A 22,872-nucleotide genomic window follows, 5' to 3' on the forward strand; every position below is an offset into this window, starting at 1 on the left:
AGCGCCAAAACCAGCATATAAAACCTGGATGTGTCTGATTTGTGGCTGGATTTACGACGAAGAGCAGGGCTTGCCGGAAGAAGGGATCGCCGCTGGAACATTATGGGATGACGTGCCGATGAACTGGACTTGTCCTGAATGCGGTGCGCGTAAGGAAGATTTTGAAATGGTAGCGATATAAGTTTAGCAATGATAATAAGACGACAATCTTCGTTCGCTTGTATTCCATGTCATGCAGATTAATCTGTGTAATTTATCTGTACAAACAGCAGATTATTCGCATGTCAAAGCGAGGTCGTCAGAGATTTATCTGTAGAAAACTCAAAAAAAACCATCAAATTTGATGGCGGGTCGAAATCTAGTTCTAAAGTTTCTTGAACTTTGTTACAGTGATTTGTAAATTAAATTCATCTGGACAACATTTCATGACACAACCCATTGGCGTCGCCAGCCTGAAGATTATGGTGATCGACGATAGCAGCACTATTCGCCGCTCCGCCGAGATTTTTTTAAGTCTGGCAGGTTATCAAGTTATTCTCGCTGAGGATGGATTTGATGCCTTGTCCAAAATTAACGATCATAAACCTGCACTAATTTTTTGCGATATTTTGATGCCGCGGTTAGACGGCTATCAGACCTGTGCGCTCATTAAAAAGAGCGCAAGATTTCACGCCACTCCGGTGGTGATGTTGTCTTCAAAAGACGGTTTATTCGATCGCGCCAGAGGCGCGATGGTTGGTTCCGACGAATACCTGACCAAACCATTTACTAAAGATAGTTTGCTAAAAACTGTCCGTCATTTCACTCAGCACGTTCAAGATGCCAGTCAGGCATTAGCTGCTGCGTCGCCACCCGTAATGCCAGTCGACACAGCACTGGTATTTATTCCGACTATTCCGACATAATTGAAGTAAAGGTTGAGCATGGCCATACAAAAAATTCTGGTGGTAGACGACTCTCCCACCGAGCGTTATTTTTTGACCGATATCCTCGCAAAAGGCGGTTACTCCGTTTCGACATCCGAAAGCGGCGAGGGTGTTATTACCAAGATCAAGGCTGATAAACCGGATCTGATATTAATGGATATCGTAATGCCTGGGCAGAACGGATTTCAGGTTACACGCTCCATTACAAGGGATCCCGAATTGAAAGATATTCCTATCATTATCTGTAGTAGCAAAGGCCTGGAGACAGATCGCATCTGGGGCATGCGTCAAGGTGCACGGGATTATCTGGTAAAGCCGATTAATCCGCAGGAGCTGCTGGCTAAAATCGCTGCACTCGGCTAAGCCCAGGCACCATTCATGAGCCAATCAAATGCTGACCCGCAGATAAAGTATTCGGGCCTTCTCCCCTCACGCAAATTCGGAGTTGATGCGGATGCCCGACGCAGCCGATTGCGTGAGTTTCAATCGCATTTACTCGAACGAATGGAAGCCGCGCGAAGTGGTGGAAATACCCATCAAAATCGATTGGGTCTATTGATCGGGGGACAGCGTTGGCTGCTTAGCCTGGAAGAAGCAGGTGAAATTGTTGCGGTCGATCGCATCGCAAAAGTACCGCTGACGCAAGACTGGTATCTTGGACTCACAAACATTCGCGGAAGCTTAATCAGCGTCGTCGACTTTGCCTGCTTTCAAGGTCATCCAATCACTGTGATCGACAAGGAGACCAGGATTATCGCCTTCGGCAATGCGTTGGCGTTTAACAGCGCTTTATTGGTGAGTCGCGTGCTCGGCTTACGCAATGTCGATGAAATGTTGTTGCAGCCGGTGTTGCAGCCTGTGCTGCAGCCGATCTCACAGGTTGCGCTTGTGCTCGGACATCAAGAGCAGAGTACCGGTAGTCTCGCTAATACGACGGAAACAAGCGTTGCCCAGGACGCTGCACAATATTTGGATAATGAGTCGCATCTTTGGACTGAACTCAAATTGACACAGGTAATAAATACCCCTCGCTTTTTACATATAGGCATATGAAATCAGGGGAATAGCGGCCAGTTTATCGACGTCAACAGTTGGCGTTTTCAATGGCAGTATCGAATTGGCAATCAGGAGATTCAGTAATGGCATTCAAACACCCAGCCCAACCAACGGCGCAAGAAGAGCAGAACGAGGGCAGTAAGCCTCTAGGACAGGAGTCCGAACCAACGGGAATGACAGCGCAGGGTCAATCCCACGCGCATGACCCTGCTTCAAACGCAACCCAAGACCCGGCGATGACAATGAACTACGGCGAATCACCACCCATCGCGTCCTCTGAGCCAATGGGCGCACCCCGTTCGCCAGAAGAGCCTGCGACTCCGCCTGTTACACCTTACATAGACAACCCTTTACCGCTGATCGGAAGGCTAACATTACGCCAGCAGGTACGGACCTTATTGGGGTTACTGAGCCTTGGTCTGGTGTTGACAATCGTTTTCCTATGGATGAGTACCCGAAGTACCACGATGGTCGCCACGCAGACGCAAATTGCGGGAGATGCGTTGATGCATTCTCAGCGAATCGGGAAGGCGACACCAAATGCGATTCAAGGAAATAGGGAAGCTTTTACGCAGTTGGCGGACAGTCGCAAATTGCTCAGTCAGGATTTACATTTATTGGCCAGCGGTGGCCAATACAAAGGAAATGACATCCCTGAAGCTAACCCGCAAATGGCCGCAGTCGTTGCGGCTGTTGAAAAAATTTGGCTAAACACCGATAAAGCAGCCGATATGATTATAAAACACCAAAAAGAGCTGGCGGAGTTCGGTGTGACGTTAAAAAAATTAAATGGTCTTTCGCCTGTATTGTCAGATTTGTCGGAGCAAATTGCGACGCTGAAATCCAATAATGGTGCGTCGCCGGGTGAAATTGCCGCATCGTCACAATTGGTAATGCTAACGCAACGTCTGGGACGTAGTGCGAATGAATTTCTAACATCCGAAGGAGTGAATCCCGAAACTGCTTTCCTGCTCGGAAAAGATACCAACACTTTCCACGATATCGTGGACGGGTTTTTGAATGGCAGCGACATATTACGGTTGCCAGCCACAAAAAATCAGGAAGAGCGCGAAAAACTCAGCGAACTGGAAAAGAGTTTTACGGAATATCAGGTCGCCGTGACCGCAATTTTAGGGAACATGCAGAATTTTGTATCCGCCAAACAGTCGGAACAATTGATCTTTACCGAAAACGAATCATTGAGGCAGCGCCTAAGCGCTTTACAAGACAAGTATCGTAACCAGGAGGACGAACAAAGCCTTCCCTTCTGGCTAATGCTTGCGTCGGCTTTACTTGTGCTATTGGCCGCGGTCGGCATCGCCCGGGTGCAGGTACAAGAGGGGCACCGTCGGACGCATGAAGCGGATATGCGTCGGCTCGAGGCCGAAGACCAGCGCCTGTTGGCGATTCAACATGAGTTGAACGCCAGTAACCTGAATGATCAAAACCAGACCGCGATTTTGCGATTAATGAACGAATTGCAAGAAGTCGCCGACGGCGACCTGACGGTTCAGGCGACCGTCTCGGAAGATATAACCGGCGCAATTGCAGATTCTGTCAATTACACTGTAGAAGAATTGCGGGGGCTGGTGGGTCGCGTCACCGCTACTGCACAACAAGTAACGACAGCGTCAGATCAAGCGCAAAGTATTTCGACGGAATTATTGGAGGCGTCACAAAACCAGGCCCGTGAAATTAAAGAGGCGACGTTAGCCGTATTGGAAATGGCAATCCAGATCACGGATGTGTCGAAATCTGCGAGCGCTTCGGTCGATGTGGCGCGACAATCGGTGAGTGCAGCTGAACAAGGTTCCAAAGCCGTTGAAAACGCTATTACTGGCATGAACGAGATTCGTGAACAGATCCAGGAAACCTCAAAGCGCATCAAACGCCTCGGTGAATCCTCGCAAGAGATCGGTGAAATTACGGAGTTGATTGCCGACATTACAGAGCAGACCAATGTGCTGGCGCTGAATGCCGCGATTCAGGCGGCTTCTGCTGGTGAAGCGGGCCGTGGTTTCTCGGTAGTGGCTGAAGAAGTTCAGCGTCTGGCAGAGCGTTCAGGGGCGGCGACCAAGCAGATTGGTGCTTTAGTACGCACCATTCAAACCGATACCCACGATGCAGTAGTGGCGATGGAAAAGTCGACCCAGGGTGTGGTCGAAGGGGCGAAATTATCAGATGCCGCTGGTGCTGCGTTGTCAGATATTCGCGGAGTTTCGAACCGCTTAGCTGAATTGATTCAAAATATTTCTTTGGCTACCGAGCAGCAGGCGAGTTCAGCAAATGGCGTGGCATCCAATATTCAGAATATTCTTTCGGTGACAGAAAAAACACGTGAAGGGACGAGCCAGACAGCGATGTCTATTCGTGAATTGTCGAAACTTGCGGATGATCTGAAAAGTTCAGTATCGCGCTTCCGAGTCACCAATTAGCGGAGTTTGATGGAGCATTAAGTTAGTCTTGTTCGTATTAAGCTTAACTTGCGGAAGGGGAAGTAAATACCATCCACGCTTTTTACGCTCTAGAAGCTCACGTCATTATGGGCGCATCAGCCGCCGTTTGACCCGAGTGATCCGTTAGAACCGATGAGGCAGTCATGACCACAGATTATCCCGGCCCCGCCGCAGTCTCACCAATGCAGGTAGTTTCAAACGTGCAAATAGTCTCGTCAACGCAGCCCGATACTGGCTCTTTGTCTTGGGTGATGAGCGAAATCCGCGAAGCACTTGGACAGTCACTTCGCGCTTTACGTTACTTATTCGCCCCGGATGATGGCGTTTCAGCCAGCGGGCCCGTTGTGAAACGCTCAGGGGACCCGGTCACACCGCTGTATGATCATACTACTGCGCTTCAATTTGCCAAGACGCAGCTGCATCAAGCGCACGGTGCGTTACAAATGGTGGATATAGAAGGCGTCACGATCATTACCGAAACGGTTGAAAACCTGCTTGAGTCGGTGCAATCGGAGCCAGCTTCAGGGGGGGCTGCATTAAGCCCTGATCGAGTGCAGAGTATTCAAGATGCCTATCAGGCATTAATCGAATATCTGGAAGACTTGCTAGCAGGGACGCCGCATCAACCGGTTAAATTATTCCCCTATTACAAAGCGCTGCTAGAAATTCAAGGATCGAATCGCGGCCACCCCGCTGATTTGTTTTTCCCTGATTTGACGATTCGTCCACAGTTCGAACTGGTGCCCGATGTGGCAAACGTCGAGCCAATCGACTACGGACCGTTGCGTAAGCGTTTTGAAATGGCGCTGCTGCCTTTTTTAAAAAGCGCCGATAGTACGGTAGAAATGTCCAATGCTGCCATTATGCAGGGCGTCATTGCTGAGATTTCGGTTGTGCAGAAAAACCATCAGTCGCGTGCTTTCTGGTGGGTATTGCAGGGCTTCGCTGAAGCTGTGGCGACGGTGCAAATTTCTAATGAACTATTTGTTAAACAATTATTTGCACGCATCAATTTGCAGTTGAGACGTGTCAGTCAGGGATCGTCGAGTATCTCCGAACGTCTCTTGCGCGATGCGTTATTTTTCATCGCCGCGATACAAAACCCTTCGGTGCAGAATGCTCAGATTCGGAGTATTTATCGTCTGGATGGTATTGTCCCTGCAGATTTTCGATCGCACCGATATGGTCAGGTTGATTCGACAGCCTTACATGCTGCCAAAGACCATTTGATGCGGGCAAAAAATATGTGGGATCGGCTGGCCGCCGGTGACTCTGCTCCGACCCAGGAGTTTGAGCACGAGATGCTAGGTCTAAGCACTGCCGGCAGTAAATTAAATGCTCCATCACTTGCTAAACTATTGCGAGAACTGAGTGGTATTGCGCGTCATGCAGCCAACACCAGGCGCGGTGATCCAATCGGTCTGGAGATTGCGACCAGTTTGCTTTTCGTCGAAAACTCTCTCGCCCGTATCAATCATTTGCCGGAAAGTTTTTCTGAGCATGCCGACGCCATGACAGCACACTTGTTGTCGGTTATGGCGGGTGACACGCCGGCCGAGTCAGCGTCCTGGTTGGATGATATATATCGTGAAGCCCAACAAAAAATCGTCGTAAAAGCGCTTGCTGGCGAGATGTTAACCAGTTTGCGTCACGTTGAAAAACTATTTGACGAGTATTTTTTAGCGCCTGCCAAGCGAGAAGTATTAATTCAGATTGATCATGTCCTGCATCAGATTCAAGGAGCGCTCGCGATACAAGAGCAACTGGAAGCGCTAGCCGTGGTGGAACACACGCGGGCCGCGCTTCTGCCGTTTCTAGAGGAAGGGGGCACGGAATCCAATCCAGCCTCTCAAGAAATTTTCGAGCGGATTGCACAAAATATTGGCGCGCTTGGTTTTTATCTGGAGACCACCCAACGTCAATCCGACTTAATTGACTCCAATGATCGTTCTGGCGCTCAAAATATTCATTTGAACTTTGATGTCGAACGCGGGGTATTTCGGGTAAACCTCCTGGAACGTCGCATCGCTACACAAACCGTCCTCAGCGAACCGATAGTTCAATCTGGTACTACGCGCTCGCCGACCGCGGTGCCACCCATGGAGACGCCGCCCAGGCAATTCGATCAAGCTAATCTAGCGAGAGCACAACTTGATAATAATAGCCTGTCCGAAACGTCTTTCGTTGGATCGTTACCGCCGTTGTCATTTCCTGACGTCCCGACTGTGGAAGAAGAGCTACTGCAGCGTCAGACCCAATCGGTTGAGTTGGCACTTTCCCTGACTGCGGACCCGGATAACACCGCGTTGCATGGACAACTTAAAGATGCGTTGGTGCAAATGCGGGTAGACGCCGCGTTGAGCGATGATCACGCCGCAGCTGATCGGGCTCAGGCTGCCATCAAGATTTTGAACGATCAATCTTTTTCCGCGTCTGCCCAATCGCTAACGGAAATTATTGCCACGATTGTGCCGAATAATTCGGCGGAAACGTTGCCGGAAATAACGGCAGAGGCACTGGCCCAGATGAGTGAGGAAGAGGCCGACGCCGAGTTGCTGGAGATCTTTCTTTCTGAAGCAGAGGATGTGCTGGAGGTCGTCCGGCGGACTGTTCCACTCGCTCGGATTTCACCGAATAACCAAGAGAATCTAATTGTGTTGCGGCGCGCTTTTCACACATTGAAGGGTAGCAGCCGGATGATCGGCATGGATGCATTTGGCGATGCATCGTGGAGTATTGAGCAAGTGCTGAGCTTATGGCTTACAGAGGCGAAATCCGGCACGCCCGAGTTATTTGCGTTACTGGACCATGCGGCAATATTCCTCGACGACTGGATTAAGGAGGTGTACGCAAACGGCAACTCATCTCGCACGGCCCAAATATTGACCGATGCCGCCGAACGAGTTCGCGATGCCGATGCGGTTTCCTCGGTGAAATTCGTCGACGAGGTAGGTTCGATGAATGATTCCGAAGAAATATCTGTCATTAATAATCTCAATGGTTTAGACAAAAAGGATGGCACAAGTGAGTTGCATCACAGCGTCACTTCGCTATCGCCGTCGCCATCACCTTCGCCATCAGCTATTGAAGAAGTTACCCTGTTGGACGATGCGGACGCGGCTCTTTTTTACTTTGATAACATTAATGCCGAGTCTGTAACAGAATCCGCATCGAGTCAACCAAACGCGATCGAGGCGATCGATAATGCGCGTCTTTCGCGTGCTGACGAGAACACGCAATCCGATGTGTATGATCCTAGCGCCGAGATATTTAATTTCCCCGGGCTGCCGGAAGCGCGACAAGACGACAGCATAAAGAAAATTGGCGATCTCATGATCGCGTTGCCGTTGTACAACATCTATCTGTCCGAGACTGATCAATTGGTGCGTCTGCTATCACTTGATTTTTCAGAGTGGCGCCATGAGCCGGAGCGGCCGGTTGCGGTGCATTCCATCTACGCTGCGCATTCGCTGGCGGGCAGTTCCGCGACCGTTGGCTTCAAACCATTGCAAAACGTTGCCCATGCATTAGAGATGGTTTTACAGCGAATGGAAATGCAACAGGAGCCTGTGCTCGCGAAAGAATTCGATATTATTGAATCCGCGGTCGCGCGGGCCAAATGGATGCTGCAGCAATTTGCACAAAGTGAAATGCCATATTACGAACCAGTTCTCGTGAGCGCGCTGGATGCGTTACGGAACGGTCAGGAAGAGCATTCTGCGCATCAGGCCGCTTCCGCTATAGACATTGATGAGGCGATAGCGATTGCGCCACCTGGCAGGCAGTCGAGTGATCTCAATAGCGAACAAGCCGTCGATTCGAAACTTGAGATTGCCACGGATGTGGATGCCCAACCCGAGCATCAGTTAAACCATCCTTCAGAGAACCAGCCTGTCACGTCGCCAAGCCAACAACCTTCGGTGGCTGAACCGAGGACCGTTAATCCCATACTACGGCAGGAGACAAAACCCGACCGGCCTGACTTCGATCCGGCGCTGATTTTACATGACGAAATCGATGCCGACCTGCTGCCCGTGTTTGTCGAAGAGGGACGCGATATTCTTCCGCAGATCGAAAGTGCTCTGCGTAGTTGGCAGAGCGCGGCAATGCTTGCCAATGACGGCGATTTTCACAATGACGGTAAACCTGGTCAAGCCCCTATTGCGATTCCGTTAGAAACTGCACGAGCGATTTTGCGGCATCTGCATACCATCAAGGGCAGCGCGCGCATGGCCGGCGCGATGGTTCTGGGACAGCATATGCACGAAATGGAAAGTCATATTGAAGCAACGCTTTACAGCGCGACACCGTCGCCCCATGTAATTGATGAGTTGCTTGCGCATTACGATCATGGCGTGCAGATGTTCGAAGAATTGCAGCATCCGCGCCAGGCAAATTTTACGCAGCCAAAAATAGGTGAAACAGGCCAAAGTACAGCGCTTGAGTCGGATGGAATACGTCCAGGGAGCGTGTCCTCCGGGTTGGTCGGGTCCGCGGGCTTAACACCTGCTGCGGTGGTCCCCGGCAGTGCGCCTGCACCCTGGCTGGCAGCGGCGCCTGCTGCGGTCGCGGTCGCGCAGGTGCGCGTCAATGCCGAGGTGTTAGACAGGTTGGTGAATCAAGCCGGCGAAGTGTCGATTGCCCGTTCGCGCCTAGAATCCGACGTCAGCTCGCTTCAGCAGTCCTTGGTGGAATTGACTGAAAACGTTGACCGCTTGCGGAGTCAGTTGCGGGAGATTGAAATACAGGCAGAAACCCAGATTTCGTCGCGGATGACCCTGGCGGGTGAGCGGGAGTTTGATCCGCTTGAATTTGATCGTTTTACCCGCCTGCAGGAATTGACGCGAATTATGGCGGAGAGCGTTAACGATGTATCGTCGTTGCAAAAAAGTCTGACCAAGACGGTCGAGAGTGCCAGCGCGGATCTTGTCACGCAAGGACGGTTAACGCGGGACTTACAAAAAGACCTGATGCACGTGCGAATGGTGCAGTTTGCCAGCGTCGCGGAACGGTTATATCGCTTGACGCGTCAAGTCTCGAAGGAAATGGATAAACGCGTTAATCTGGATATTCGTGGCAGCGCCGTCGAGATTGATCGAAGCGTCCTCGAAAAAATGCTGGGGCCGTTTGAGCATTTGCTGCGCAATGCCATTGTTCATGGCATTGAATCGCGCGATGTTCGTCGTGCGGGAGGCAAGAACGATATCGGTGAATTGAAAATCGAAATCCGTCAAAATGGTAATGAGATATTGATTCAATTATCTGATGATGGCCAGGGTTTGAATTTAGAAAAAATTCGCGCCAAGGCCGAATCGTTGGGTCTGTTAGGCGTTGGACAGCAACTCTCCGAAGGCGAGATAACGGATTTGATTTTTCGCTCAGGATTTTCCACCGTGACCGAAGTGACCAAACTTGCAGGTCGCGGGATTGGTATGGACGTAGTGCGCTCCGAAGCTGCATCGATCGGCGGCCGCGTCGCGGTCTTTAGTGAAGCTGGCAAAGGGACGCGTTTTACGATCCACTTACCACTTACGTTAGCGGTTACCCAAGTGGTAATTTTTTCGACAGGTGGCAATTCTTATGCGGTCCCCTCGGCCCTGGTGGAGCAGGTGCAGCATTTAAAAGCGACGGCGCTGGCGAATGCCTACAATGACGGCACCGTGCAATGGCAAGATAACCGTGTGCCGCTGTATTTTATGTCTGCGCTGTTGGGAGAGCATCATGTTTCCCCAATAGCCCAACAGTACTCGCCTATTATCTTTTTACGTAGCGGTAACGACCGTGTCGCAATTCACGTGGACGCGATCGTTGGGAACCGAGAGGTGGTTGTAAAAAATATTGGCCCGCAATTGTCGCGCTTGATTGGTATTGTGGGAGCGACGGTCCTCGGATCCGGGGATATCGTGTTGATTCTGAATCCGGTGCCATTGGCGCTGCGTTTCGCGCAGCAATTGCGCGCGCTACCGAAGGCAACAGGTAGTACTTCCGAAGGACCGGTGATCACCGGCTACGTAAATAATGGCTCGGGCGCGGTCAGTCAGCCAATGGGTGCCATTGGCGACATAGCTGAAGTGACACCATTGGCACCGCAATCAACTGCGCCGATCGTTACGGTGCAAGGACTGCGCACGCAAAAAATTGTCATGGTAGTCGACGATTCGCTGACAGTACGCCGGGTGACGCAGCGAATGTTGTCGCGTGAAGGATATCAGGTAGTCCTGGCAAAAGACGGTATTGATGCGTTGCGGCAGTTACAGGCGGTCACTCCGGACGTGATGCTCGTCGATATCGAAATGCCGCATATGGATGGTTTTGATCTGACGCGAAATATACGCAGCGATGAGCGGACGCGCCACATTCCGATCATTATGATTACATCACGCACTGCGGCTAAACATCGGACTTATGCCATGGAGCTTGGCGTCAATGAATACCTGGGAAAACCTTATCAGGAAGATGCGTTACTGGCTGCGATCGGTGCGTTTATAAAAAATGAAGCAGCATTATCTTGACGTAACACCGGAGCACGTAAGGAATGGTCGCCTAAATTCAGTAGCGCCTGGTTTTACATGCAGAACGAACTTCGGAGTAGTGCGGTTATATTGCACATTTTTACGGTGCGCTACCGGGCTTCGTTCTATTTAAGCATCAACAGCGTTCTGGTGAAACCCGGAGGGGGTCCTGAGTAAATGCTTGTCAGGTGTTGAATAGACGCATAACAGACGCCTATATGAACGTTATTAGTGCTCGACCAGATTGTGCGGGTATTGTCTCCTTTGCTGGGAACGGTCTTGTCAGCATTGCTGTCAACTTGCATCTATTCTGCGGTGACCTTTTTTACCACTGCGTAACGCGCAAGGGTTTGTTTTCGGGCCTCATCATGCTGAACTAAGGGCCTCGGATAATCGACACCTAGTGTTATCCCGGCGGCGAGCAATGTATCAGTGTCAATCAACCACGGAGCGTGGATGGATTTATTGCTGAGTTTGGCCAATCGGGGAAGATAGCGGCGAATGAACTTGCCTTCGCTGTCAAATTTTTCCGATTGGGTAATTGGATTAAATATGCGGAAATAGGGTTGCGCATCGCAGCCCGATGATGCGGCCCATTGCCAGCCGCCATTGTTTGCTGACAGGTCAAAGTCGTTCAGGCGCGCAGCAAAATAGGCTTCGCCCCAGCGCCAGTCGATGCCGAGGTCTTTGATTAAAAATGACGCTACTACCATGCGCAGACGGTTATGCATGTACCCGGTTTGGTTAATCTGCAGCATGGCAGCATCGACCAGCGGATAGCCGGTACGGCCATCGCACCATGCCTGGAAAGCGGCGTTCGCAGAAGCGCCGCTTTCCCATTGAATGGCATCGTAATCCGATTTAAAGGCGCGTTGCGCAACATGCGGATGGTGGTGCAGTATCATAAAATAAAAATCGCGCCACACAAGTTCTGATAGCCATACTGCCGCGCCGCTTCCTTCGATTCCCTGGCGTATGGCCTGGTAGGCACTCCGCGCCAGTGTTCGGATAGAAATTGTTCCAAAGCGTAAGTGCACCGACAGATACGAGGGGCCTTTTACTGCAGGAAAATCTCGCGCCACACCATAATCTCCAATGCGAGGCATGAAGTCCTTCAGCAATTGGTCGGCCCCGGAAGTTCCTGTAGGAATTTTAAGCGCACTGAGGTTGGTAGGCTCAAATCCCAATTCGGACAGAGAAGGGATCGGCCCCGCTTGCTTTTGCGGTACGGCGGCGAAGTGGGTAGCGTAGGACGATATCGGATAAGGCTTGAGGAAGAACTCCCCGTCCGCAGCGGCAAGTCGTTTCATCCAGGCATTTTTGTAGGGCGTAAATACCGAAAAAGGTTTGACGGAAAGCGACAATATCTCATCGGTTTCAAAAATCACCTGGTCTTTGTAAACGTTCCAGGTGCAACCATTTGCGGTCAACGCGTCTTTTACGGTGTTATCTCGCGCGACGGCCTGTGGTTCATAATCTCGATTGGCAAATACAGCGGACACCTTAAGTTGGCGCGCCAGGGCAGGAATCTCTGTTAATGCTGACCCGTGACGGACGATCAAGCCACCGCCCAATTCTCGGAGTTCTGCTTCTAGCGCAACGATGCTGGCGTGAATAAACTCAACCCTACGATCAGCCTTCAGGCCTGCGTCGCGCAAAGGTTGCAGAATATCTGTGTCAAATACGAATACACAAAAGACGGCCTGACTATTCTTCAGGGCGTGGTGTAACGCGGCATTATCGAAAACGCGCAAATCGCGACGAAACCAGACCAGAGACTTGTCAAATTCGGGCATATAGATTGGTGATGGGAAAAAATAAGGTGAACAATGATAAATTGCTAAGAATCATTATTTTCGCAATTTATCTGAGCAAGGCAGAGTCATCCTGACAGTTCGCATGCGCTTAAGTATCAATTCAGGCTACTTTACGCGAGGTCGGCGCGTATTCAAAGCAGGATAGTCACATTTAAAACTGATAAAATGAAGATTATGGCTAAGCTAGAAAAAAATCCTGAAGCATCATGGCAGACCAATCCTGCTGCGACACCCAATCAACCGCAAGATTCAGTGGCGATGGACCTCACCAATCATTTTTTGATTGCTATGCCGACGATGCTGGACCCGGTGTTTGGGGGCAGTGTGGTTTATCTGTGCGAACATAATGCCAACGGCGCGCTCGGTGTTGTCATTAACAAGCCCACCGACATGACGATGGATGTCTTGTTTGAGCGCATTGATCTGACACTTGAAATCGCACCGCAGCATACCCATCCCGTCGCTTATTCCGATACCAGAGCCAAGTTTGGTGACAGCATGTCCACGCGTCCGGTCATGTTTGGCGGTCCGGTGCAGGTGGAGCGCGGGTTTGTGCTGCATTCTGCCCTGAAAACCTACTCATCGACCCTGAAAGTCACAGATCAGATCGCGATGACGACCTCTAAGGACGTGCTCGAAGAGGTTGCGCATGGCAATGGACCGACCCAGATAATGGTCAGCCTTGGTTGCTCCGGCTGGGACGCAGGTCAATTGGAGGGAGAAATCGCGCGAAATGGCTGGCTGACCGTTGCAGCAGATCCCGCGATTATTTTCGATCTGCCAATTGAACAGCGTTTTTTTGCGGCCTTAAAATTACTCGGTATCGATCCCTATATGCTCACTGGAGAGTCGGGCCGTGCTTGAGTTGATAAAGGACGCCTCGGAGGAGGTGGTGAGGGCGTCATTTAATGTTGCACAAAACGTTGCACAAAACGTTGCAAAAAACGTTGTGCAAAACGTTCCGAACGCTACGGCGGTCACCTAATGGAAACCATCCTGGGATTTGACTTTGGTCTGAAGCGCGTAGGCGTTGCGGTTGGCAACACCATGATGAAGCAGGCACAACCATTAACCATTATCAGTGCGATTAGTAACGATGGCAAGTTTGATCAAATCGCCGCACTGATACGGGAGTGGCAACCTGCGCGTTGTATTGTGGGCTTGCCGTTGCATCCGGATGGCGCAGATCACGAGATGAGCGTACGCTGCCGTCGTTTTGCCAATCAACTACATGGTCGCTATGGTGTCGCCACCATACTGGTCGACGAGCGCTATTCGTCGGCTGTGATTGCGCATCAGCGCGGAGAGTTGATTGACGACCGCGCTGCGGCGATCATATTGCAGCAATACTTTGATGATTGGACTGAATGAGGTGTTTTGCTCGGTTTTGCGCGCACTGGAATACACGCGCTGCTACGCACACCGAATGGACTCCACACAATTTAGGCTAAATGTCTTTTAGGCAGACGCTCTTAACCAGACTAATTAACGATAGGAAGATGAATTTTCATGACGATAGCTAACTCACCATCTTCACCTCCTTCAATCACCTCGCGATACGATGCGGAAGCGTTATATAGGGTATTAGAAGCACAGGTCATTGCCGGCTTGGCCGACGCCGATAAAATCGCCGTGGTCGGAATCTATTCTGGCGGAGCCTGGTTGGCGGAACGGTTAGTGAACGCGTTGCACCTGACGGATAAGGACCGACTGGGATTTGTGGATGTGTCATTTTACCGGGATGATTTTGCCGAAAAGGGACTGCGCGCCGATATCAAGCCAACGCACATTTCCTTCGACGTTAATGGCGCCACCATTTTGCTGGTCGATGACGTGCTTTACACCGGGCGCACTACGCGCGCCGCTATTAACGAATTATTTGACTACGGTCGGCCGGCAAAAATTATGTTGGCGGCTCTGGTTGACCGGGGCGGCCGTGAATTACCGATTGCCGCAGATTTTGTCGCCAAAGCCGTCACATTGCTGGCTGGCGAGTCGCTGGAACTTGACCGCGCCGAAAATGGCGAACTTTCTTTGACTGTGCATCACAATGCTTAATCCCCAACTAAATAAACACGGCGAACTACAACATTTACTGACCATCGAAGGACTGCCAACGTCGGTTGTTACGCATATCCTTGATACTGCATCGTCGTTTGTCGGCATCAGCGACCGGGATGTAAAAAAAGTCCCTTTAATGCGCGGTAAAAGCGTGTTTAATTTGTTTTTTGAAAACTCCACGCGAACCCGTACTACGTTTGAAATTGCCTCCAAGCGTTTATCTGCTGACGTGATCAACCTGAACATCTCTGCATCCAGCGCCAGCAAGGGCGAGTCATTATTGGATACCATTGACAATCTTGCTGCCATGCACGCGGACATGTTTGTGGTTCGTCATTCGCAATCCGGCGCGCCATACCTGATCGCTAAACATCTGACCGACACCAAGCAGTCGCACGTGCACGTGGTCAATGCCGGTGACGGACGTCATGCACATCCGACCCAAGGTTTGCTCGACATGTACACCATTCGCCACTACAAAAAAGATTTTACCAATCTGACTGTGGCCATAGTCGGTGACATTTTGCACAGCCGCGTCGCGCGTTCCGACATACACGGCCTGACGACTCTAGGGGTGCCTGAGGTCCGCGCAATCGGACCGCGCACGTTATTGCCTAGTGGGTTGGAACAAATGGGAGTGCGGGTTTTTACCGACATGAATGAAGGGTTGAAAGGCGTCGATGTCATCATTATGCTGCGCCTTCAGAATGAACGGATGACCGGTGCGTTGCTACCCTCGGCGCAAGAATTTTTCAAGAGCTATGGGCTGACTCCCGAGCGGCTGGCGCTGGCCAAGCCGGATGCCATTGTGATGCATCCGGGACCAATGAATCGTGGCGTTGAAATAGATTCTGCGGTGGCTGATGGTGCGCAAGCGGTGATCCTGCCGCAGGTGACGTTTGGAATTGCGGTACGGATGGCGGTGATGAGTATTTTGGCAGGGAATTGAATTGTGGAAAATAATGTTCGACGGTCGATAAAAGCGCATGGACTTTGACGCCTTTATTTGAATCATGTCGTCGGGCAGAGGTATCGATATCATCGTTGGGCTATGAGTGAATCAATAACGATTCGATTAATTATTCGATTAATTATTCGATTAATTATTCGATTAATGATTTCACACGTGGCTTCACCAACGATTTTGTGCCATTAAATAAACGCGCTAAGAAAAATTTTTATACATGAAACTGCACATTAAAAATGGTCATTTGATTGACCCGGCAAATAGTATCGATGCCAGGCAAGACCTATACGTCGCCGATGGCAAGGTGATCGCTGTCGGCCAGCCTCCCGCCGATTTTGTTGCCGACAAAACAATCGATGCCAGCGGGTTGATCGTTGCCCCCGGCCTGGTCGATCTGAGCGCTCGTCTGCGTGAGCCCGGCTATGAATACAAGGCCACTCTCGAGTCAGAAATGCAGGCCGCGATGCAGGGCGGCGTCACCAGTCTGGTGTGCCCACCGGATACCGATCCGGTGCTGGATGAACCCGGTCTGGTCGAGATGTTGAAATACCGTGCCAAATCATTGAATCAGGCGCATGTCTATCCGCTCGGCGCTTTGACGGTCGGATTGAAGGGGCGTGAGCTGACCGAAATGTCTGAGCTGACCGATGCTGGATGTATCGGCTTTTCTCAGGCAGATGAGCCAATTCTGGACACGACCGTATTGCTACGTTCACTACAGTATGCACAGACGTTTAATTACACTGTATGGCTGCGTCCGCAAGATCCGTATCTGGGTCACGACGGCATCGCCAACAGCGGGGCGGTGGCATCTCGTTTAGGCTTATCGGGGGTTCCCGTGATGGCTGAGACCATCCGTTTGTACACGATTTTCGAGCTGGTTCGCGCAACTGGTGCGCGCGTACATTTATGCAGAATTTCTTCGGCAGCCGGTGTTGATTTGGTGCGGTTGGCAAAAAAAGAAGGGTTACCGATCACTTGCGACGTCGGCGCGCATCATATACACATGACCGAAGTCGACATCGGCTTCTTTGACTCGAATGCGCGAATGACACCACCGTTCCGGTCGCAACGTGACCGTGACGGGATTCGGCAAGGTTTGCTGGATGGCACCATCGATGCAATCTGCTCGGACCATACACCGGTCGACGACGACGAAAAATTGCTGCCGTTCGGTGAAGCTACGCCGGGCGCTACTGGACTTGAGTTGCTGTTGTCGCTTGCGCTCAAATGGGCGGAGGAACATGTTGCACCTTCTGAGCATCCGCTAAGCAGAGCTTTGGCGAAAATTACCCATGATGCTGCACGCGCAGCCGGCTTGACAGCAGGTCAGTTAGGCGTCGGCAGTGTGGCCGATATCTGTCTTTTTGATCCGGCAGTACGCTGGACGGTGGAAGCTAAATCGCTTGCGAGTCAAGGCAAGCACACGCCATTTTTAGGTTACGAATTAACCGGGCAGGTTAAGGCGACTATCGTTGCCGGTCAAATCGCTTACGAACGAGCTTCTGAACCGGCATGATCGCCTATCGGCTGTTCAGGATAATTGCGCATTTGTTCGTCGGCCTGGGGACCTGCGCGTTTGTATTCCCGTTTACTAACGCCGCTGGCCGTCATTGGCGCATTCGGCGTTGGTCAGTGAAGGTATTAGCCATCTGCCGGGTGACTGTCGAGCTGCGTAATCCGCAGCAACGGAATGTCGAATCGCCCGCATTGATTATCGCCAACCATGTATCGTGGCTAGATATTTTCGTGATCAACTCAATCGAACCTTGCCGTTTTGTCGCGAAGTCAGATATCCGCGATTGGCCGTTAATCGGTTGGCTTTGCGCCCAGGCTGACACAATTTTTATTGCACGCGGAAAACAACGCGATGTGCGTCGGATTTTCCAGGGATTGGTTAGCAGTATTCACGCTGGTGAGCGCGTCGCGTTTTTCCCAGAGGGCACGACGGCTGCGCAGGGTGCCATTCTTCCGTTTCATGCAAACTTATTCGAAGCTGCAGTCGATGCACAGGTGCCGATCCAGCCATACGCTTTGCGATACATCGATGCGTCGGGACAGTTCCATGTCGCGGCAGATTTCATCGGGGAAATGACTTTTGCGCAAAGCATGATTACGATCATGAAAGCGGCTCCCATGAAGGCAGAATTAATTCAGCTTAAAGCGATTGAAACAGCAGGAATACATCGACGCGTTCTGGCCGCAACGGCCCGCTCCGCCATCTCCGAAGCGTTGGCGCAGGGACGTTTAGAGGAACCACTGGCTATCCTGACCGGCGTCGGTAACTAATATTGATAGTTAATATTGATAATTAATATTGGCTGCTGGTTTTAGTGCTGCCCGGGACCTTCACCCAGGCTTTTGTGCCTGTGGACAGCTCACCTGAAATAAAGCCCGGTCCTGTAGCCGGACGGCGGTCAACTGTCCGCCCCACACGCAACCGGTATCGAGGCCAATCAAGTTTGGCCTTAACGTCAGGCCCAAAGTAGACCAATGGCCGAATACGACGGTTACGTCTTCGGTCTGGCGCTGGGGTACGTCGAACCAGGGCAAGTAACCGGGTAAACTGGTGCCGCTGCTCTCCTTCGCTGTGAATTCCATCGCTCCGTCCTCGGTACAAAACCGTAAGCGGGTCAACGCATTTACAATGCAACGCAATCTCGCACTTCCTTGTAACGCATCGTCCCAGCGCGTCGGTTCGTTGCCATACATCTCATGCAGAAAAGCTACCCAATCGGGACCTCGTAAAACGGACTCGACTTCCCGTGCTAGCGCCAATGTCCGCGCCGCCGACCATTGCGGTAACGCGCCTGCGTGTAACAGCAAATGACTATTCTCAAAGAGGGCCAATGGTCGTTGCCGTAACCAATTCAGAAGCTCATCGCAATCCGGCGCGTCCAGGATTTGCGCTAAGGTGTCCTGTCGATGCAATTTACGAATGCCATGTGCCGCCGCCAGTAAATGCAAATCGTGGTTCCCAAGCACTGCCTGTGCGCGATCACCAAGAGAGCGGATCAACCGTAAAGTGGCTAACGAGTTCGGCCCTCTGTTCACCAGATCGCCGACAAAAATCAATTTAGCTTGAGGAGTCGCCGCATCAATTTTGGCCAGTAATTCGACCAGACTTTGGTAGCAACCTTGCAGGTCGCCGATGGCGTACGTATTGTTGGTTGTCATGTCTAATTCGATAGCCGAAGTGCGGATGCGTCATTGTAGGGCATTCGCTTTTATGCTCCCGGTTGTTTTGGATATGTGGGGACGTTTTAGCGGAAATGATGAGAAGTGACAACGAAACCGATGGGCCTGATCGCGACCACGACTGTAAAACACTCGAAACAGACGACAAATAAATTAACGAAAGGTAATTATGGCAGCGCGGAGTTGTCCATATAATAATATTTTATCTTGTTGGAATAGAGTTTAAATAGCTATTATTGCAACCCAATAGAATGCCAATTTGCAACAAAATGTTACCTTAAGTCTCATTCTGCAGGGCTTACTAGGTATTCGGTGTATTTTTGATAAGTTAATGAGGGCGATTATAGTGGATAATGACAAACCTGCTTTATTTGCACGCCGGACATTTTATTAGCGGCGGTGGCTCAACTTCATCTACAAACGCACCCGGGAAACTCACATGATTCTAATTACTGGCGGTGCCGGTTTTATTGGCTCCAATTTTGTACTCGACTGGCTGGCACAAAGCGACGAACCGGTAATCAATCTCGATAAGCTGACCTACGCGGGTAACATCAATAATCTCGCCAGTGTCAAAGAAGACCAACGACATATTTTCGTTCATGGTGACATCGGTGATACTGCACACGTTGCCGCGTTGCTGGACCAGTATAAACCGCGTGCGGTTGTTCACTTCGCAGCAGAAAGCCATGTTGACCGCTCAATTCATGGTCCGGCTGCATTTATCGAAACTAACGTGAACGGCACATTCGGCTTGCTCGAAGCTGTGCGCGCGCATTGGTCAGCTCTGGCCGTGACTGATAAAGAAGCTTTTCGTTTTCTCCACGTTTCAACCGACGAGGTGTACGGCACACTGGGCGCACACGATGCTCCGTTCACAGAAACCACGCCGTACGCCCCAAATAGTCCATATTCGGCCTCTAAAGCTGCATCAGACCATCTGGTCCGTGCGTATCACCATACCTACGGTTTACCGACCCTAACGACTAATTGTTCGAACAATTACGGCCCGTATCATTTTCCTGAAAAACTCATACCGCTGATTATCACCAACGCTCGTGCCGGGAAGCCGTTACCCATCTACGGCGATGGACAACAGGTACGCGACTGGCTTTACGTCAGCGATCATTGCGCTGCAATTCGCCGCGTCCTGGAATCGGGCCAGCCGGGGGAGGTTTATAATATTGGGGGCTGGAATGAGAAAGCCAATCTGGATGTAGTCCACGTTTTGTGTGACATTCTAGACAATCTCGATCCAAAGAGCAGCGGTAGCTACCGCGATCAAATCACTTACGTCACGGATCGCCCGGGACACGATCGTCGGTATGCCATTGATGCGGGCAAAATTGCTCAGGAGTTAAGTTGGAAACCAGCCGAGACTTTCGAAACAGGCATCCGCAAAACCGTCCAGTGGTATCTCGATAATCAGCCGTGGGTGAATAATGTTCAATCGGGCGATTATCTGAAATGGGTGGAACAGAACTACAGCCAGCGTAGCGGCAGCAAGGAGAATACTTAATGACGTTAGCACGCAAAGGAATTATTCTCGCAGGGGGATCAGGAACGCGTCTATACCCGGTCACGATGGCGGTTTCCAAGCAGTTATTGCCGGTGTACGACAAACCGATGATTTACTATCCGTTGACGACGTTGATGTTAACCGGTATCCGCGAAATCTTGATTATATCGACGCCCCAAGACACGCCGCGCTTCAAGGAATTACTTGGTGATGGCAGCCAGTGGGGTTTGACGCTGACATACGCGGTACAACCGACTCCCGATGGGCTTGCACAGGCGTTTATTATCGGACGCGAGTTTGTTGGGGACGCGCCTTCCGCACTAATACTCGGCGATAACATTTATTATGGGCATGATTTCGAAAGTCAGTTGCGGACAGCGTCAGCCCGTACATCAGGCTCAACAGTCTTCGCCTACCACGTTCATGACCCGGAACGATATGGCGTTGTTGAGTTCGACGACCAACGCCGTGCGGTCAGTATTGAAGAGAAACCACACCATCCGAAGTCCAACTACGCGGTGACTGGCTTATATTTCTACGATCAACAGGTCTGCGATATTGCGGCAGGTATCAAACCTTCTGCGCGCGGGGAGTTAGAGATCACCGACATTAACCGTGTCTATCTTGAGAGCAATCAACTGAACGTTGAGCTGATGGGCCGCGGAATGGCCTGGCTGGATACTGGCACCCATGAATCGTTGCTGGAAGCAGGTCAATTCATTGCCACGATAGAAAATCGTCAAGGCCTGAAGGTGGCCTGCCCGGAGGAAATCGCTTTTCGCAAAGGCTACATCAGCGCGGAACAACTCGAAACTCTGGCGCAACCATTAAAGAAAAACGGCTACGGTCAATATTTGCTGCGATTATTGACAGATAAGGTTTACTAAGAATGCACATTCAAACCACTGATATTCCCGACGTCTTAATTATCGAACCCAAAGTATTCGGGGATGATCGCGGATTTTTTTACGAAAGTTTTAACGAGCGCAGCTTTCAAGAGTTGACGGGCGTTACGACCACTTTCGTGCAAGACAATCACTCCAAGTCGGCTAAAAACGTACTACGCGGTCTGCACTATCAAATCCAGCAGCCGCAAGGGAAATTGGTCCGGGTTGTGGCTGGCGAAGTATTCGATGTCGCTGTTGATATCCGTAAAAGCTCGCCGACGTTTGGTCGTTGGGTGGGAGTTGTTCTCTCGGCCGAGAACAAACGCCAGATGTGGGTGCCACCCGGCTTCGCGCACGGCTTCGTTGTCACCAGCGAATCTGCCGAATTTCTATACAAGACGACCGATTATTGGGCACCCGAGTTTGAACGCTCGATTCTCTGGAATGATCCCGCGATTGGCATCCAGTGGCCTATCGATGGCAGCCCTTTGCTTTCGGCCAAGGACCAGGTCGCTGCATTGCTGGCTGACGCTGAGGTGTTTCCGTGAAAATTCTGCTGACCGGAAAAACGGGTCAAGTTGGATTTGAACTTGAGCGTAGTCTTAAATGCCTGGGCGAAATTATCGCAGTTGATCGCAACCAAATGGATCTCTCGGACCTTGATCAAGTGAGGGACGTCATTCGTTCCGTGAAGCCTGACCTGATCATTAATCCGGCAGCCTATACAGCGGTGGACAAAGCGGAGAGCGAACCAGAACTGGCGATGCGCATCAACGGTCTGGCGCCTGGAGTGATGGCCGAAGAAGCGCAAAAGCTGGGTGCGGCGATGATTCATTACAGTACTGATTACGTTTTTGATGGCACGAAGAAGAGCCCCTATACTGAAGAAGATACGCCAAATCCGCAAAGTGTCTACGGGCGTACCAAACGGGAAGGTGAAATTGCAGTAGCAAAGGCCTGTGAAGCGCATTGGATTTTGCGCACCAGTTGGGTATACGGCGTTCACGGCGGAAATTTTCTCAAAACAATATTACGTCTGGCGCAAGAACGAGAAACTATTCGGATCGTCGCGGATCAAACGGGCGCGCCAACTTGGGCGCGTACGATTGCCCGTCTTACAACCGCCGCATTAGGGAATCAGGACGCGGCTGTCAAGCACATCGCGGCCACTGCCGGCATTTACAATTTATGTGCGGGCGGCGAGACTACATGGCATGGTTATGCGAGACACGTTGTGAAACAAGCGGGCATTCAGGGCTTGGCCCTTAAGCTGTCAGTTGACGCTATTGAGCCAATTCCCACAGAAGCTTATCCTCTTGCCGCGGCAAGGCCGCATAGCTCTCGCTTAAATGTGAATAAATTTCAAACAATATTCGAGCATGAATTGCCAGATTGGCACTCCGATTTGAATATTTGTATACGCGAACTAAAACAAGGAATAAATGCGAAACCATAAAAACTTCCTATTCGTAA

At 50.9% G+C, this 22,872-nt stretch carries 18 protein-coding genes; 16 read left to right on the forward strand and 2 right to left on the reverse strand.

Features of this window, described 5'->3' with window-relative positions; genetic code table 11:
• The first annotated feature begins 28 nt into the window (after positions 1-28).
• The 6 genes from JQN73_RS12280 (at position 29) to JQN73_RS12305 (ending at position 10,950) form a co-directional block, all read left to right on the forward strand.
• Entirely contained in the window at positions 29-181 is a 153-nt protein-coding gene (locus JQN73_RS12280) for a rubredoxin (protein WP_108440313.1), read from the forward strand.
• Positions 182-425: 244 nt separating this feature from the next.
• On the forward strand, positions 426-905 hold the full coding sequence (locus tag JQN73_RS12285) for a PleD family two-component system response regulator (protein ID WP_205319071.1): 480 nt from the start codon (positions 426-428) through the stop codon (positions 903-905).
• An 18-nt stretch (positions 906-923) separates the two neighbouring features.
• The gene (locus JQN73_RS12290; protein WP_205319072.1) at positions 924-1,289 is read left to right on the forward strand and encodes a response regulator transcription factor; all 366 of its coding nucleotides are present in this window, start codon (positions 924-926) and stop codon (positions 1,287-1,289) included.
• Positions 1,290-1,304: 15 nt separating this feature from the next.
• Positions 1,305-1,979, forward strand: coding sequence for a chemotaxis protein CheW (locus JQN73_RS12295; protein ID WP_205319073.1), 675 nt, complete (start codon positions 1,305-1,307; stop codon positions 1,977-1,979).
• A 287-nt stretch (positions 1,980-2,266) separates the two neighbouring features.
• Positions 2,267-4,417 (forward strand): methyl-accepting chemotaxis protein, encoded by a 2,151-nt coding sequence (locus JQN73_RS12300; RefSeq protein WP_370551361.1) that lies wholly within the window; start codon positions 2,267-2,269, stop codon positions 4,415-4,417.
• A 164-nt stretch (positions 4,418-4,581) separates the two neighbouring features.
• Positions 4,582-10,950: an Hpt domain-containing protein gene (locus JQN73_RS12305; RefSeq protein WP_240162244.1), complete on the forward strand. Its 6,369-nt coding sequence runs from the start codon at positions 4,582-4,584 to the stop codon at positions 10,948-10,950.
• 305 nt (positions 10,951-11,255) lie between these two features.
• On the opposite strand, the gene JQN73_RS12310 is transcribed toward JQN73_RS12305, so the two are convergent.
• Positions 11,256-12,746: a deoxyribodipyrimidine photo-lyase gene (locus JQN73_RS12310; protein ID WP_205319075.1), complete on the reverse strand. Its 1,491-nt coding sequence runs from the start codon at positions 12,744-12,746 to the stop codon at positions 11,256-11,258.
• Positions 12,747-13,025: 279 nt separating this feature from the next.
• Between JQN73_RS12310 and JQN73_RS12315 the strand changes: the two genes are divergently transcribed.
• From JQN73_RS12315 to JQN73_RS12340, 6 genes are all read left to right on the forward strand, one after another.
• The gene (locus JQN73_RS12315) at positions 13,026-13,631 is read left to right on the forward strand and encodes a YqgE/AlgH family protein (RefSeq protein ID WP_240162564.1); all 606 of its coding nucleotides are present in this window, start codon (positions 13,026-13,028) and stop codon (positions 13,629-13,631) included.
• 120 nt (positions 13,632-13,751) lie between these two features.
• Positions 13,752-14,138, forward strand: a complete 387-nt coding sequence (ruvX, locus tag JQN73_RS12320) for a Holliday junction resolvase RuvX (RefSeq protein WP_205319077.1) — start codon at positions 13,752-13,754, stop codon at positions 14,136-14,138.
• Between the two features lie 138 nt (positions 14,139-14,276).
• Entirely contained in the window at positions 14,277-14,825 is a 549-nt protein-coding gene (gene pyrR / locus JQN73_RS12325) for a bifunctional pyr operon transcriptional regulator/uracil phosphoribosyltransferase PyrR (RefSeq protein ID WP_205319078.1), read from the forward strand.
• Complete coding sequence (locus tag JQN73_RS12330; RefSeq protein ID WP_168055666.1) at positions 14,818-15,777, forward strand: aspartate carbamoyltransferase catalytic subunit; 960 nt, start codon at positions 14,818-14,820, stop codon at positions 15,775-15,777. Before pyrR ends, JQN73_RS12330 begins: the two co-directional genes overlap by 8 nt.
• A gap of 235 nt (positions 15,778-16,012) precedes the next feature.
• A complete protein-coding gene (locus JQN73_RS12335; RefSeq protein WP_205319079.1) occupies positions 16,013-17,314 on the forward strand; it encodes a dihydroorotase in 1,302 nt (433 codons plus the stop codon).
• A complete protein-coding gene (locus JQN73_RS12340) occupies positions 17,311-18,084 on the forward strand; it encodes a 1-acyl-sn-glycerol-3-phosphate acyltransferase (protein WP_205319080.1) in 774 nt (257 codons plus the stop codon). The genes JQN73_RS12335 and JQN73_RS12340 overlap by 4 nt, the downstream gene beginning before the upstream one ends.
• A 60-nt stretch (positions 18,085-18,144) precedes the next feature.
• On the opposite strand, the gene JQN73_RS12345 is transcribed toward JQN73_RS12340, so the two are convergent.
• Positions 18,145-18,972 carry a symmetrical bis(5'-nucleosyl)-tetraphosphatase gene (locus tag JQN73_RS12345; RefSeq protein ID WP_205319081.1) on the reverse strand — a complete coding sequence of 276 codons (828 nt, stop codon included), beginning with the start codon at positions 18,970-18,972 and terminating at the stop codon, positions 18,145-18,147.
• Positions 18,973-19,432: 460 nt separating this feature from the next.
• Between JQN73_RS12345 and rfbB the strand changes: the two genes are divergently transcribed.
• Genes rfbB through rfbD form a run of 4 tightly spaced genes read left to right on the forward strand, consistent with a single transcriptional unit; the run spans position 19,433 to position 22,855 of the window.
• Positions 19,433-20,512, forward strand: a complete 1,080-nt coding sequence (gene rfbB, locus JQN73_RS12350; protein WP_205319082.1) for a dTDP-glucose 4,6-dehydratase — start codon at positions 19,433-19,435, stop codon at positions 20,510-20,512.
• Positions 20,512-21,399 (forward strand): glucose-1-phosphate thymidylyltransferase RfbA, encoded by an 888-nt coding sequence (gene rfbA / locus JQN73_RS12355; protein WP_205319083.1) that lies wholly within the window; start codon positions 20,512-20,514, stop codon positions 21,397-21,399. Before rfbB ends, rfbA begins: the two co-directional genes overlap by 1 nt.
• Before the next feature lie 2 nt (positions 21,400-21,401).
• On the forward strand, positions 21,402-21,947 hold the full coding sequence (rfbC, locus tag JQN73_RS12360; RefSeq protein ID WP_205319084.1) for a dTDP-4-dehydrorhamnose 3,5-epimerase: 546 nt from the start codon (positions 21,402-21,404) through the stop codon (positions 21,945-21,947).
• Complete coding sequence (gene rfbD, locus JQN73_RS12365) at positions 21,944-22,855, forward strand: dTDP-4-dehydrorhamnose reductase (RefSeq protein ID WP_205319085.1); 912 nt, start codon at positions 21,944-21,946, stop codon at positions 22,853-22,855. Before rfbC ends, rfbD begins: the two co-directional genes overlap by 4 nt.
• Positions 22,856-22,872 lie beyond the last annotated feature (17 nt).

The sequence above is a fragment of the Glaciimonas sp. PAMC28666 genome (assembly GCF_016917355.1).
Lineage (GTDB): Bacteria > Pseudomonadota > Gammaproteobacteria > Burkholderiales > Burkholderiaceae_D > Glaciimonas.

Bases quoted from the DNA above. Each gene is read 5' to 3' on its own strand.
- JQN73_RS12280 (WP_108440313.1), top strand. From the start codon at position 29: ATGTGTCTGATTTGTGGCTGGATTTACGACGAAGAGCAGGGCTTGCCG.
- JQN73_RS12285 (WP_205319071.1), top strand. From the start codon at position 426: ATGACACAACCCATTGGCGTCGCCAGCCTGAAGATTATGGTGATCGAC.
- JQN73_RS12290 (WP_205319072.1), top strand. From the start codon at position 924: ATGGCCATACAAAAAATTCTGGTGGTAGACGACTCTCCCACCGAGCGT.
- JQN73_RS12295 (WP_205319073.1), top strand. From the start codon at position 1,305: ATGAGCCAATCAAATGCTGACCCGCAGATAAAGTATTCGGGCCTTCTC.
- JQN73_RS12300 (WP_370551361.1), top strand. From the start codon at position 2,267: ATGGGCGCACCCCGTTCGCCAGAAGAGCCTGCGACTCCGCCTGTTACA.
- JQN73_RS12305 (WP_240162244.1), top strand. From the start codon at position 4,582: ATGACCACAGATTATCCCGGCCCCGCCGCAGTCTCACCAATGCAGGTA.
- JQN73_RS12310 (WP_205319075.1), bottom strand. From the start codon at position 12,746: ATGCCCGAATTTGACAAGTCTCTGGTCTGGTTTCGTCGCGATTTGCGC.
- JQN73_RS12315 (WP_240162564.1), top strand. From the start codon at position 13,026: ATGGACCTCACCAATCATTTTTTGATTGCTATGCCGACGATGCTGGAC.
- ruvX (WP_205319077.1), top strand. From the start codon at position 13,752: ATGGAAACCATCCTGGGATTTGACTTTGGTCTGAAGCGCGTAGGCGTT.
- pyrR (WP_205319078.1), top strand. From the start codon at position 14,277: ATGACGATAGCTAACTCACCATCTTCACCTCCTTCAATCACCTCGCGA.
- JQN73_RS12330 (WP_168055666.1), top strand. From the start codon at position 14,818: ATGCTTAATCCCCAACTAAATAAACACGGCGAACTACAACATTTACTG.
- JQN73_RS12335 (WP_205319079.1), top strand. From the start codon at position 16,013: ATGAAACTGCACATTAAAAATGGTCATTTGATTGACCCGGCAAATAGT.
- JQN73_RS12340 (WP_205319080.1), top strand. From the start codon at position 17,311: ATGATCGCCTATCGGCTGTTCAGGATAATTGCGCATTTGTTCGTCGGC.
- JQN73_RS12345 (WP_205319081.1), bottom strand. From the start codon at position 18,972: ATGACAACCAACAATACGTACGCCATCGGCGACCTGCAAGGTTGCTAC.
- rfbB (WP_205319082.1), top strand. From the start codon at position 19,433: ATGATTCTAATTACTGGCGGTGCCGGTTTTATTGGCTCCAATTTTGTA.
- rfbA (WP_205319083.1), top strand. From the start codon at position 20,512: ATGACGTTAGCACGCAAAGGAATTATTCTCGCAGGGGGATCAGGAACG.
- rfbC (WP_205319084.1), top strand. From the start codon at position 21,402: ATGCACATTCAAACCACTGATATTCCCGACGTCTTAATTATCGAACCC.